The organism is Kitasatospora sp. Root107, from assembly GCF_001424875.1.
Taxonomy (GTDB): Bacteria; Actinomycetota; Actinomycetes; order Streptomycetales; family Streptomycetaceae; genus Kitasatospora.
In genome coordinates this window covers 43,572-55,580 of the sequence record NZ_LMCT01000014.1, presented here as the reverse complement: position 1 = coordinate 55,580, position 12,009 = coordinate 43,572, and the positions used below count along the sequence as shown (strand labels likewise).

Annotated in this window: 12 protein-coding genes; 5 read left to right on the top strand and 7 right to left on the bottom strand. The window is 72.1% G+C overall.

Features of this window, described 5'->3' with window-relative positions; translation table 11 throughout:
* Nucleotides 1-13 precede the first annotated feature (13 nt).
* The 7 genes from ASC99_RS15705 to ASC99_RS15675 form a co-directional block, all read right to left on the bottom strand.
* Nucleotides 14-679, bottom strand: coding sequence for a hypothetical protein (locus ASC99_RS15705; RefSeq protein WP_057232479.1), 666 nt, complete (start codon nt 677-679; stop codon nt 14-16).
* Nucleotides 676-1,878 carry a hypothetical protein gene (locus ASC99_RS15700; protein ID WP_057232477.1) on the bottom strand — a complete coding sequence of 401 codons (1,203 nt, stop codon included), beginning with the start codon at nt 1,876-1,878 and terminating at the stop codon, nt 676-678. The genes ASC99_RS15705 and ASC99_RS15700 overlap by 4 nt, the downstream gene beginning before the upstream one ends.
* 100 nt (nt 1,879-1,978) lie before the next feature.
* Nucleotides 1,979-3,190, bottom strand: coding sequence for a Rieske 2Fe-2S domain-containing protein (locus tag ASC99_RS15695; protein ID WP_057232475.1), 1,212 nt, complete (start codon nt 3,188-3,190; stop codon nt 1,979-1,981).
* Between the two features lie 113 nt (nt 3,191-3,303).
* A complete protein-coding gene (locus tag ASC99_RS15690) occupies nt 3,304-4,404 on the bottom strand; it encodes a TfuA-like protein (protein WP_063857093.1) in 1,101 nt (366 codons plus the stop codon).
* The gene (locus tag ASC99_RS15685) at nt 4,401-5,696 is read right to left on the bottom strand and encodes a YcaO-like family protein (protein WP_063857094.1); all 1,296 of its coding nucleotides are present in this window, start codon (nt 5,694-5,696) and stop codon (nt 4,401-4,403) included. The genes ASC99_RS15690 and ASC99_RS15685 overlap by 4 nt, the downstream gene beginning before the upstream one ends.
* Nucleotides 5,697-5,713: 17 nt before the next feature.
* Nucleotides 5,714-6,391, bottom strand: coding sequence for a hypothetical protein (locus ASC99_RS15680; RefSeq protein WP_057232471.1), 678 nt, complete (start codon nt 6,389-6,391; stop codon nt 5,714-5,716).
* Nucleotides 6,384-8,033, bottom strand: a complete 1,650-nt coding sequence (locus ASC99_RS15675) for a hypothetical protein (protein WP_057232470.1) — start codon at nt 8,031-8,033, stop codon at nt 6,384-6,386. The genes ASC99_RS15680 and ASC99_RS15675 overlap by 8 nt, the downstream gene beginning before the upstream one ends.
* A gap of 111 nt (nt 8,034-8,144) precedes the next feature.
* Between ASC99_RS15675 and ASC99_RS38580 the strand changes: the two genes are divergently transcribed.
* The 5 genes from ASC99_RS38580 to ASC99_RS15655 all read left to right on the top strand — a co-directional run bounded on the left by ASC99_RS38580 (nt 8,145) and on the right by ASC99_RS15655 (nt 12,005).
* Complete coding sequence (locus ASC99_RS38580; RefSeq protein ID WP_157531560.1) at nt 8,145-8,306, top strand: hypothetical protein; 162 nt, start codon at nt 8,145-8,147, stop codon at nt 8,304-8,306.
* Nucleotides 8,307-8,337: 31 nt separating this feature from the next.
* The gene (locus tag ASC99_RS15670) at nt 8,338-9,156 is read left to right on the top strand and encodes a phytanoyl-CoA dioxygenase family protein (protein ID WP_057232468.1); all 819 of its coding nucleotides are present in this window, start codon (nt 8,338-8,340) and stop codon (nt 9,154-9,156) included.
* Between the two features lie 305 nt (nt 9,157-9,461).
* Nucleotides 9,462-10,445 (top strand): ABC transporter ATP-binding protein, encoded by a 984-nt coding sequence (locus ASC99_RS15665; RefSeq protein ID WP_057241078.1) that lies wholly within the window; start codon nt 9,462-9,464, stop codon nt 10,443-10,445.
* On the top strand, nt 10,442-11,224 hold the full coding sequence (locus ASC99_RS15660; protein WP_057232464.1) for an ABC transporter permease: 783 nt from the start codon (nt 10,442-10,444) through the stop codon (nt 11,222-11,224). The genes ASC99_RS15665 and ASC99_RS15660 overlap by 4 nt, the downstream gene beginning before the upstream one ends.
* The gene (locus ASC99_RS15655; RefSeq protein ID WP_057232462.1) at nt 11,211-12,005 is read left to right on the top strand and encodes an ABC transporter permease; all 795 of its coding nucleotides are present in this window, start codon (nt 11,211-11,213) and stop codon (nt 12,003-12,005) included. Before ASC99_RS15660 ends, ASC99_RS15655 begins: the two co-directional genes overlap by 14 nt.
* Nucleotides 12,006-12,009 lie beyond the last annotated feature (4 nt).

Sequence of the window (12,009 nt, the reverse complement as noted above, 5' to 3'; positions counted from 1 at the left end):
GCCCGCACACCTTTCAGTGCTGGTGGAACCGCAGGTAGCGGTCGAGGGGGAGGTCCGCGCGCAGGCAGTGCGCCGAGTCCGGGTGCAGCGCCCGCCACCGGGCCAGCCGGCCGGTGATCTCCTCGATCCGGCCGCCGAACCAGGCGGCCAGCACGGCGGAGTGGCTGAAGGAGGTCCGGGCGTCCTCGATGTCGGTGTTGTCGTCCCAGTCGTAGAAGACGATGTCCCGGCCCTGGTCCAGGGCCGTGCGCAGCTCGTCCAGCACCGAGTCCGGCACCAGCCGGTCGAGCAGGTGCAGGTACGTGGGCAGGTAGACGGCGTACCGGGCGGTCACCAGGTCGATCGTGGTGCCCGCGTAGCTGAGCGTGGAGGCCGGGTAGTCGAACCCGGCGCCGCGCTGGTCCTCGGCGGGGCGTTTGACGGCCGGGCGCGGCAGCAGGGTGAGGTCGGTGGCGCCGTCGACCAGCTTGAGCGCCTGCCAGACGCTCTCGACCGAACAGGAGACGGCATCCAGGCCGGGGACCGGGATGCGCCAGTGCGGGTCGAAGTGGAAGGGGTTCAGCGTGACGAAGCGGCGCATGCCGTCCGGCGCCGCAAGGGCGGTGTCGACCGGCAGCGCGTCCCGGTCGGTCAGCGCGATCCCCTCGGCACGGCTGACCGCGCGGGTGGTGCCGGTCATCGTGCCGTCAGGACGGCGTCGAGCGTGCCGGGGGCCGGGTCCAGCTCGAACCAGCCGTCGCCGGTGCGGGTCAGGGTGCCGTACCGGGCGGGCTCGCGTTCGAAGTCGGCGCGCACCGCCTGATGCGCCGCGGCGGAGCCGGTGGCGACCAGGCGCAGGTGCCCCTCGCGGCCGTAGACGTCCAGGCCGGGCAGCCGGTGCTCCAGGCGCCACTGCGGTCGCGGCGCACGGTAGGCGTTGCGGCGTTCCCAGTCGACCAGCCGCAGACCGGCGGCGGCGGCCGCCTCACGCAGCGGCTCGGGCAGGTCGGCGAAGGGCACCACGACGGCGGCGGCGCCGAGGCCCGCGTACACCGCGAGGTCGTCCGCGCGGGGCAGGTCGGTGAGGTAGACCACCGGGGTGCCGGCCGGGGGCACCGGAGGGGCGGCGGCCGCGAGGCGCCGGGCGAGGTCCCAGTCGGCGCTGTCGACCTGGGCCAGCGGGGTCCCGGCGCTGCCGCCGCCGGGCACCGCCAGGCAGGCCACCGAGCGCTCGGGCTCGCCGGCCACCGCGTCCTGCAGCGGCTGCAGCCAGTCCGCGTGCGTCTCGAAGGACCAGCGGTAGCCCAGGTCCTCCTTCTCCAGCATCAGGGTGCTCATGTTGTGGATGTCCAACGGGGCTTCCAGCGCGGCGAGTTCGACCTCGAAGCCGGCCTCGCGCAGGAACGCCTCGCGGCGCGGATTGTTGCTGAGCAACTGCACCGAAGGGACGCCGAGATGGCGCAGGATCGCCACCACGGGCTCGTAACTGCGGGCGTCCACCGGGGCGTTCAGGCGCGCGTAGACGGCATCGGTGTCGAGGTTCTCCTGCTGGCGCATCGCGTAGATCGCGAAGTGCGCGGCGATGCCCAGGCCGCGGGCGTCCTGGTCGACGCCGTAGAGCAGCAGGCCGCGGCCGCTGCGGGCGAAGCTTTCCATGGCCTGGTCCAGCTGGTAGCCGCAGTCGCACTGGGCCGAGCGCAGCACATGGCCGAAGATGCAGGCGGACTCGATGCGCAGCGGCATCGGCTCGCCGCTGTGCAGCTCGCCGGTGTAGGCCGCCACCCAGCGGTTGCCTCCGCCGAAGTCGAAGTGCCACAGGACGAACGGGGTTTCGCCGCCGTCCCAGCGCAGTGGCAGGTGGGCCGGGCCGTCGGGGGCGGGCAGTGGGAGGGCGCTCACTTGGACAGCACCTCCATGACGGGATGGAACAGCTGAGTCACGGCGGGACTCCTCGGGTCTGCGGGACAGGGGCTGGACAGGTAGGTGGGACCGGTCGGTCTCAGGTGAGTTCGCTGAGAATCGGGCGGCTGTGTGTACGGCGGGGCATCGTGATGACGTCCGCGCCCAGGTCGGACCAGCGCGGGCGCAAGCCCTGCTCGACAGCGGTCAGCTGCTCGAAGAGCAACCGGCGCAGCAGGGTGATGCCCCGGTCGGCGCCGCCGAGCCGCTCGCGGGTGCGGTCGGCGATCGGGCCTTGGGTGACCCAGGCCATCACGTCCTGGCCGTCGATGGTGTCGAGGTTGAACGAGCCGTCGGCGTGCGTGATCTCGGCCTCGGAGACGTGGTACCGGGTGCCCGCGGCGGTGTCGTCCGAACTGCGCCCGGCGCCCGGCCGCCCCGGGAAGCGGATCTCGGCGCCGGGGGCCGGTGCCGCCGCGCCCCGGCCGCGCACCTCGTACCAGACGTGCCAGGTGCGGACGTCGTCCAGCGGTACCCGGAACTGCATGGAGCGGAAGTGGCGGTTGCTGACGTACATCGCGGCCGGGAAGAGCACCAGCTGCCCGACCGACCAGTCCTCCTCGGCCCGGTCCTGCTGCTCCAGCAGGCGGCGCTTGATGATGCCCAAGTCGTGGGTGTCGAAGCCGATTTCCTCGTGGTGGGCGACCTCGTACAGGTCCACGTTGCCGGACTGCCGGTTCTGGTGGTTGGCGAAGTGGCCGTGCAGCCACTCCAGGTGGACGGGGTCCAGGCCGTTCTCCACGATCTGCAGCCAGTTGCAGTCGATCACCGCGGTGCGGATGGAGACCTCGACGTCGCTCTCCACCAGAAGATCGAACCTGGGCAGCTCGGGCGGCGTTCCGGGGGCCAGGTAGGCGAACACCAGGCCGCCCAACTCACGTACGGGGTAGGCAGGTTGGGTGATCCGATGCTTGAAGCCCAGTGCCGGGTCCTCGTTCGGCTGGTCGAGGCAGGCGCCCGAGCCGTCGAAGAGCCAGCCGTGGTACGGGCAGCGCAGGCCGCGCTCCTCGACCATGCCGAACGCCAGCGAGGTGCCGCGATGCGGGCAGCGCTCGTCGAGCATCGACCAGGTGCCGTCCGGTCGGCGGAAGAGCGCGAAGCGCCGACCGAGCAGTTCGACCGGGCGGACCTGGCCGGGCTCCCAGCCGACCGAGACGGCCACGGGCATCCAGTAGTGGCTCAGCAGGTCGCCCATCGGTGTACCCGGGCCGACTTCGGTGAGCCGGCGGTTTTCGTCGATGCTGAGCGTCATGCGAGCCCTTTCGGGGGAGTGGTGTGGATTCCGGCGGACGTCACGGAAGAGGAAAGACCGCTAAGGCCTAGTCATATTTTGAGTTTATGGTTGTCATATTTCATTGTCAAGAATCATTCGCGTCGCCCGGAAGGCAGCGGAACCGCCTGCTGCGGGTCACCCTCCGGGGTGTCCCGGCCGGCCGCCAGTGCGGCCCGGGCCGACGCCAGCAGCCCGAGCTGCTCCAGCTTCCGCAGCACCGGATCGGTGAGATCCCCGCGCAGGTGGCCGGAGATCACCTCTCGCAGGGCACCGCCCTCCTCGGAGTGCTTGGCCCTGATCTCCTCCGGGACCAGCACGCCGAGATGCTCGGCCTCCCGCCGCACCAGCGTGTCCAGCAGTGCGGCCGAGGTCACCTCCGGCCGCTGCTCGGCCAGTTGGGCCAGCGCGGTGGCGGCCGGGACGCCCAGCGCCTGTTCCATCGCCCGCTCGCCGCGTTGCTGACGGACCGTGCGCAGCAACTTCTCCCAGTAGTAGGTCGGCTCGAAGTCGAAGGCACAGACCGGTGGTTGGACGCCCTCGGCGACCATGTCGTGGATCCTGGCCAGCAGTGCGAGCGCGTCGTCCCGCTTGGCGTCCGGCCGGGTCGTGCGCACATGGCCGCGCAGGGCGTCGAGTTCGTCCTGCGGCAGGCCTGCCTCGCGGCCGTCCGCGTACACCTGGCCCCAGGAGCGGTCGGGGTAGAAGGTGCGCTTGGCCGCCGCCAGCAGGGCGTCGTGGGTGGCCGCGCTGATCGCCCCCGCCTGTCGGGCGCCGGCCAGGCCCGCCCGCAGGTTGACCATCGCCTCCGACAACGGACGGTAGCCGTCCTCGCCGGGTGCGTGGACGATGGTCACCTCGTCGTCGTCGGTGAGCCGGCCGTCCCTGAAGTCCTCGAAGACGCTGCCGACGCCGTCCATGCCGAAGGCGTGCAACTCGGCGGCGCGCAGCGCTCCCATGCTGGATGCGCCCACCACCCGCACCCCCCGGCTCATCGCGAAGAGGATCTCCTTGTGCCACACCGCCGGGACCTGCTCGAAGAGCCCGTCCACGATGCCGATCACGGTGGGCGGTTCACGGTCCAGGACCAGCTCGGTCACGTCTCCGCAGCTGACCGGCGGCAGGTAGTGGGCGTCCAGCACCGCGCGGGCCTGCTCGACCGGCAGGCTCGGACCGAGGAAGACGTACACGCTCATGCGGATCCCTTCTGGGCGCGGGCCCGGCGCGCGGTGGCGCGCGGACCGGGGGTGTAGCCGATGAACAGGGAGTAGTGCTCCAGACCCGGCACGACGACCTTGACGGTGGGGATGCCGACCTCCGGCTTGCTGAGGTCGACCGCGATCACCTGCTCGACGCCGACCTTGCGCAGCCGCTCGAGCACCGCGTCCAGGTCCTCGTCGAGGGTCGGGTTGTCGATCCCGGTGGTCGGGTCGAACGGCCGGGTGCCGGGGTGGGCGAAGAAGACCTCGCGGGTGCGGGCCAGGCTCTTGGCGCTGTTCTGCGCGTTGTACATGGTGCGGAAGTTCTCGTCCCGGCTTGCCGCGATGACGGTGACCCGGCTCTGCGCCACCTCGGTCAGCGCGCGGGAGAGCGCCACGGCGGGGGAGGTGTGCGCGCCGTAGCCCCAGCAGGCGCCGAACGAGCGCCAGGCCACCCGGTCGGCGCTCTCCACCGCGCAGGCCTGGAAGGCCGGGATGCCGGTGTCGCAGGTGACATCCCAGACGGCGACCTCCAGGCCGCCTTCCGCGAAGGCGTCCAGCAGGCCCCGGCAGCCGGGGTCGTCGATGGTGCCCAGGTCGAGCTTGGCGGCCTCGACATCGGAGCGTTCGCGCAGGCCCTGCCACCACATGGTCAGCGCGTCGCGCTCGGCCAGCTCGCAGATGCCGTGGATGGTGGCCTCGACCAGGTTGTTGCCCGAGGCCAGGCCGTTGGAGCTGACTCGGAAGGTGGTCGAGGCGTAGTCCAGGCCGACCTTGTTCAGCAGCACGCTCTCGTGCGGCAGCCAGATCGGCTCGCCGCCCATCAGCTCGTGGCCTTCGGTCCACAGCAGCGGCAGGTCGGTGCGCAGCGTCGAGCGGGCGGGCGTCTCGCGCGAACCCGTGCCGGTGGTGTCCAGCCCGCCGCGCAGCGGCAGTTGGTGGATGTCCAGGACAGGAAGCCGGCGGCGCAGGTTCTGGTACGAGTCGTGGCGCAGCGGTCCGTCGAAGAACTCGGCGTGCCAGCACTCGATCGATTCCATCAGGGCCGAGACGGCGGCCGCCGCGTGGTCCACGCCCTTGCCCTGGGAGACCGACAGCGAACGGGAGTTGGGCCGGATGGCGTTGTAGACCGGGATGCCGAGCCAGTCCAGGCCGGTCATGTTGGCCAGTCGGGTGATGCCGAACTGCCCCATCCGGGAACCGAAGTCGGCCAGCGTCTCGGCCGGGGGGCGGGCGCGGTGGGTGCCGTCCCGGTGCTCCTTGGGATGGCGGTGCTTCAGTTCTTCCATGGCGTCGGCGCCACCCTTCATGTCGTGTCCGGGACTTGGAAGATCGCGTAGTCGCCGTCGACGACCAGGGCGGCGGCGAAGCGGCGCAGGCCCGGGCCTGCGCCGGTGGGGATCGGGACCTCCAGCGCCTCGGCGCCGGGCGCCAGGGCGCGGGGGAGCAGTGGGCGTTCACGGTGGCCGCCGATCGGCTGGCGACTGGCGGCGAACCAACCGGCGTGCACCAGTGGTGCGTTGAACTCCACCCGGAGCGCGGCCGGGTCGACCCGCAGTCGGCTCGGCGGGGCGAAGCCGTGCGGGAGGCTGTAGGCCGGGCCGCAACGCTCGCAGATGTAGAGCTCGCGAGGCCGGGCCGGGGCCCAGTGCGGCACCAGCTCGATCCCCAACAGCTCTCTGCCGCAGTGGTGTCGGAGTCCGGTGGCGCGTTCGGGGCGATAACCGAAGGCGCCGGTGAGGTAGTCGTGCACGTCCGGGCCGCGGCGGCTGAGGATCGTGGCGAGAAAGGCGCACAGTGCGCGGTCACCGGCGCCGGCCCGCTCGACCGGGCTGCCGGTGGACTCCGCCCTTGCCCGCAGGTCGAGTTGGCCGGCGAGTCGACGTCCGATCATCGCCGGATAGTCGCCGGCGGCGACGGCGGCTCGCACCATGACTGCCTGCAGCACATGCCGGGCGGCCCGGTCCAGGTTCCCGTCAGCCATGCCGGCCGCCCGGCCCCGGGGCGCCGGTGAAGACCCGAATGCGCGAGAAGGCGCCGGCCGCGGTGTGGCAGAGCGTCACGCTCTCGCCGGTCGGCCCCGGCACGCGCTGGCTGCCTGCACCGGCCGGAACCGGGGAAGGGCGCCGACCGCTGTCCCCGCCCTCGCCCACCACGGTGCACCACCCGGACAGCTGCCCGGTGTCCCAGCGGACCAGCCCGTCGGCGCGGTCGTGGCGGACACCGCGCGGGACGTTCGCCGCACCGGCGGGGGTGTCGCTGAGCAGGCCGTGCACCGCGCAGCGGCGAACGGTGCGCCGGTAGGCGGGGTGCAGTACGGCGGCGTACGCGGTCTCGGTGGCCTGGCCCCCGCACCCGGGACACCGGCCGTCGGGCCGCGAGCCGGTCGGCAGGCAGAGCTGCTGCCAGGCCTCCTCCGGCGCGGCGGCCAGGATCCGCAACTGCGCGGTGTCCAGTCGGGTCGCGTTGGTGGGCGCCCGCATCGCGGCCACGGCCGCCTCGGCCAACCGGCCGCTCAGCCGGGCCGAGCCGGTCGCGGCGGCGAACTCGGCCGCGAACAGCAGGTCGAGGGTGGACTGCCACGGGCGGGCGGCGGCGGGCGCGGGGGTGGTGGCCGTGCGCACCGGGGCGGCGGCAGCGACCGGGGCCCGGGCCGGTCGCTCGGTGGCACCGGCCGGCGGCAGCACGAGGTCCGGGTCGCCCAGGCAGACGTACGAGGCCGGCCCCTGCGCGGACAGCCGGTTCACCCGCAGCGCGACCTCGCCCAGCGAGGCCCCCTCCTGCAGCAACTGGGCCACTGCCACACCCAGTTGCGGGGTGCCGTGGTTGATCCGGGTGGAGGCGACGACGCCGGCCACATGCGCACCGCGCAGCAGCTGTTGGGAGAGCTGGAACCGCGCACCGAGCAGACCGTCGTGCGGTTGGTAGGCGGAGCAGGAGAGCAGTACGAGCAGCCGGGCGCGCACGGCCCGCGCGCCGTGGAAGGCCTGGAAGCCACTCTTGTGGTCCAGCCGGCACGGCCCGCCGCCCTGACAGGGCAGGAAGTGCTCGCCGGCCTGCGCCGGGGCGGGCTTGAGCCCGTCGACCTGGAGGCAGAGCACGTGCTCGCCGACCCGGAAGTCGGCGCCGTTCCCGTGGCTGTGCAGCACCACGGCCTCGGCGCCGGAGCGCAGTTGCTCGATGAACTCGCCGGACTGCGCCGAGCCGTAGACGCCGGGCCGCTCAGCGGGCGGGGTACGGCGGAAGTCGGTGTAGTAGAGCGACCGGTGGCGGTGGCGAGGGGTGGGAGCGTGCAGGGCCACCGCCCGGTCCACCAGTGCGGCGGCATCGGCCGGGTCGGCCGGCAGTGGCAGCACGCCGACCGGGAGGTTGAGCTCGCGGCCACGCCCCATCAGCGCGTTGACCTCGCGAAAGCCGAGCTCTCGCTCCGCCGGCAGCACGAAGGCCGAGCCGTCCCGCGCCGCCGCCAGGTCGAGGGCTCGCAGCGCCTGATCCGGCTCTTCCACGGCGAGGAAGGGCCGCCTGAGCGCTTCGGCGTAGCCGCGGGCAAGCTCCCCGGCACTGCCCTGCCCGATGACCAGACCCCCCGTGCGCCCGGTGGCGGAACGGAGCTTCAACTCATTCATGACTAAGTTGATATCATAGGCAGTCAAGCTTGTCACTATTCGAGTCATGGGGTAGCTTCGCCAAGCCGCGTGCCCGCGCGGTCCCTGTTCAGCGCGCACGAGGAGTAGTGGATGACACGCGAAGAAAAGCTTCCGGCCGGGTCCGTGGACGACACCGTCGCGGAGCCGGAGGAGTCCCGCCAGGCCACCGAGGAGCGCGACGAGCAGGCGTATTTCGAGCAGCTCGCTGCCGTCAAGGACAGCATCCTCGAAGGTGTCATCACCCCTTGGTGACAGATCGCCCGTATACGCAGGAGGATGAATCTTGACGATTTACCAGCCGCTGGACGCCCAGCAGCGCGACCTGTTCCGCGACCAGGGATTCCTCGGTCCGCTCACCCTGATGACCCCGGCGGAGATGGCCGGGCTGCGCGCCGAACTCGACGCGGTGCTGGCGACCCCCGGCCTGGCCCCGGCGCCCAATGCCGAGCAGTCGAGCGGCCGGCTCGCCGACCTGATGGCCCCCCGGGAGGGCGGCTCCCCGGTCCCGTACGTCGAGTCACGCCACCTGGACGCTCCGGCGGTGCACCGCCTGTGCACCCACCCCGCGCTGCTGGCGCTGGCGCGCTCGCTGTACGGGGAGGACCTGCTGCTGTGGCGGTCCACCTTCATCGTCAAGGCCTCCGAGGGCCCGGCCTTCGGCTGGCACCAGGACTGGGGCGGGGTCTTCGCACCGGGAGAGGCCTACGGGCTGGAGCCACCGCTGGCCTTCACGTTCTGGATCGCGATCAGCGAGGTGCCGGAGGAGAGCGGGTGTCTGCGATTCGTGCCCGGGGCCGGGACGGTGCTGCCGGCCGCGCCCTCGGGCGCAGGGCGGCGGGCCACCCTGCTGGTGGGCGACGACGCGGTGGACACGGCCGGTGCCGTGGCAGTCCCGCTGCGGCCGGGGCAGTGCGTGGTCTTCACCGACCGGGCGCTGCACGCATCGGGGCCCAATGTGTCGGGAGCCGAGCGGGTCGGTCTGGCCGTCCGCTTCACGGTGCCCGCCGTGCGGGTGCGCCCGCACTTTCCCGGGCACGCCGTGGTTCTCGCCTCCGGCCGGGACACCGCTGGCCTGAACGCCCTGGCGGCCCCGCCGGTCTGACCGGATCCGGCCCGGTCAACTTCCCGCAGAGAAGTTGACTCGCTTTATTGACTAAAACTGACGTCAAAGCTTAGAGTTCTGGTCATGGAGGCCGACCGGCTTCCCAAACGAAAGAGGTAGAGAGATGAACATCTCCCGCGAGATCACCGAGCTGCTCACCAACGACGAGCTCGACATCGTTCTGGGTGCGGCCATGGGTGCCGAGACCATCTGACTTTCCTAGTCAGTCCGGGCTGTCGGCGGGAATTCCCGCCGACAGCCCGGCAGGCGATCGGCTCCAGCATTCCCCAGAACTAAGGAATCTGATGGCATCCGGAACTGACCAGGCCACGCCGGTCCTAGAGGTCGCCGGGGTGATGCGCTCCTTTCGGACCCGGCACGGCACCGTCCAGGCGCTCAAGGGCGTGGATCTGACGGTCGGACCGGGTGAACTCGTCGGCCTGCTGGGTCTGAACGGCGCGGGCAAGAGCACTCTGTTGAAGATCATCTCGACCCTGCTGCTGCCCACCGCCGGTACGGTCCGGGTCTGCGGCCACGACGTGGCCCGCCGCCCCCGGGAGGTACAGCGCAAGCTCTCCCTGGTGCTCGGCGGCGAGCGCGGCCTCTACCTGCGCCTGTCGGCCCGCGACAACCTGCGCTTCTTCGCGACCCTCACCGGTCTGAAGGGCCCCGACCTCGGGCGCCGCTGCGAGCAGGCGGTGGAGTTCGTCGGCCTCGGCCCCGCCGCGGACCGCCCGGTCGAGACGTACTCCAAGGGCATGCGCCAGCGCCTGCACCTGGCGATCGGCATGGTCACCCGCCCCGAACTGCTGTTGCTCGACGAGCCGACGGTCGGGCTGGATCCGGCCGAGGCGGAGAACATCCGCACCGCGGTCTCCAGGATGCGGGACCAGGGCACCACCATCCTGCTCACCAGTCATTACCTCAATGACATCGAGCAACTGGCCGAGCGCGTCGTCGTCCTGCACGACGGACGGGTCCTGCACGACCTCCCGCTGCCCCGCCTGCTGGAGCGCGCCAAGGCCGCCGCCGTGGTCACCCTCACCGGCCGCGGCACAGCGCCACCGCACCCGCCGACCGCTCTGGACGGCCTCGCCTCCGTCGGTGCGCTCCAACAGCACGCCACCAGCTGGTCGTTGGAACTGCACGTGCGCGCCTGGACCCCCGAGTCGCTGCGTCACCTCGCCGACCTCTGGCCGGACGAGCAGCTCACCGACGTCCGGGTCGCGCCTTCCGGCCTGCAACAGGTCTTCAAGGAACTCGCCGACGACGTGAAGAGCGCCGCGTGAACCACCTTGTGACCGCGCCCTGGTGGCGGGTGGCCGCAGCTGCCTTCCGCCTCCAGTTCCGTGGGATCTCCTGGCTCAACGTGCTGGTCGGCGCGGCCATCCAGCCCGCCACCTACGTCACCATCACACTGGCTGCGAACGACCGGGGCGGGCTGGACCCCGACGCGGTGGTGCTCGGCAGCGCCGTGCTCTCCGCCTGGACAGCCACCCTGTGGCACGCCGGCATGGTGCTGCGCCGCGAGCTGTGGGCCGGCACACTGCCCGCCATCTGCTCACGACCGGGCGGTCTCGGCCCGACGCTGACCGGCAAGGCGGTCGCCTCGGCCACCCTCTCGGTCGCTGTCATCATGCTCTCGGTGAGCCTGTCCGCCGCGCTGAGCGGTCACCCGCTGACCGTCGCCAGGCCCGTGCAGTTCGCCGCCGCGCTGGTGCTCGGCTTCGCGGCCACCCTGCCACTGGGCCTGCTGGTCGCCTGTCTCTTCCTGCTGACCCGGGCTGCCCTGCGAGTGGCGGAGGCGCTCATCTACCCCGTCTTCATCGTCGGCGGCCTGATCATCCCGCTCGCTGCGCTGCCGGGTTGGGCCCGTCCGGTGTCCAGCGGCCTGAGCCTGCACTGGTTGAGCGTCCTGCTCACCGACGCGGCGGCCGGCCGCCCGGCCGGGCTGCTGCCCTGGTGCGCGCTGCCGGTCACCGGACTGCTCTACGCCCTCGCGGCCCGGGTCGCCTTCGGCCGTGTCCTGCACCGTGCCCGCAAGGAGGGCAGCCTTGAGATCTTCTGACCTCCTCCCCGCGCTGGCCAGAGCCGGCCGCCTCAGCGCCCGTGAGTACCTGGTCGAGTACCCGTCCGGGATCCTGCTCGGCGCGGTGCTGCCGCGCGCCCTGCTGCAGGTCGTCTTCCTCACCATGCTGGGACGCGCCGTCGGTGGAGCGGACGGCGCGCTCGCCGCGGGACTTGGTGCCTCCGCCTTCAACATCGTGTCGGCGACCGTGATCAAGGGCCCCGACGTGCTGATCGAGGATCGGGTCCAGGGCACCCTTTACCGGCTGCGGATGACCGAAATCCCGCTGGCGGCCCTGGTCGCCGCCCGCTGGGTGGTGTACGCGGCCGAGGGGCTGATCACCGCGCTGCTCGCGGTCCCCGTCGTCGCGCTGCTCACCGGCCGCACCGACCCGCTGACAGACCTGCCCAGCACCCTGCCGCTCTACCTGCTGATGGCGCTCACCGCCAGCAGCTTCGGTCTGGCCCTCGCCGTGGTCGCGGTGGGCCGCCGTGCCGACGTGTTCCTGACCAACTTCGGCTCCTATCTGGTGCTGGCCTTCAGCGGCGTACTGGCCGCCCTGCCCACCGACGGCCCGCGGGCCCTGGCGGGCGCGGTACTGCCGATCAGCCACGGCATCGCCGCGCTGCGCGCCGTCCAGCACGGTGCCGACGCCGGCCTGGTGCTGCGGCTCGCAGCGACGGAGGCCCTGGTCGGGCTCGGCTGGGCGCTGGCCGCCGTGCTGGGTCTGCGGATCCAGGCCTACCGCCTGCGCCGCTCCGGCAACGACTTCCTGAACTGAGAAG

Excerpts from the sequence above, each read along its gene's own strand:
- ASC99_RS15665 (WP_057241078.1), top strand. The coding sequence starts at position 9,462 with ATGGCATCCGGAACTGACCAGGCCACGCCGGTCCTAGAGGTCGCCGGG.
- ASC99_RS15705 (WP_057232479.1), bottom strand. The coding sequence starts at position 679 with ATGACCGGCACCACCCGCGCGGTCAGCCGTGCCGAGGGGATCGCGCTG.
- ASC99_RS15695 (WP_057232475.1), bottom strand. The coding sequence starts at position 3,190 with ATGACGCTCAGCATCGACGAAAACCGCCGGCTCACCGAAGTCGGCCCG.
- ASC99_RS15680 (WP_057232471.1), bottom strand. The coding sequence starts at position 6,391 with ATGGCTGACGGGAACCTGGACCGGGCCGCCCGGCATGTGCTGCAGGCA.
- ASC99_RS38580 (WP_157531560.1), top strand. The coding sequence starts at position 8,145 with ATGACACGCGAAGAAAAGCTTCCGGCCGGGTCCGTGGACGACACCGTC.
- ASC99_RS15675 (WP_057232470.1), bottom strand. The coding sequence starts at position 8,033 with ATGAATGAGTTGAAGCTCCGTTCCGCCACCGGGCGCACGGGGGGTCTG.
- ASC99_RS15685 (WP_063857094.1), bottom strand. The coding sequence starts at position 5,696 with ATGGAAGAACTGAAGCACCGCCATCCCAAGGAGCACCGGGACGGCACC.
- ASC99_RS15690 (WP_063857093.1), bottom strand. The coding sequence starts at position 4,404 with ATGAGCGTGTACGTCTTCCTCGGTCCGAGCCTGCCGGTCGAGCAGGCC.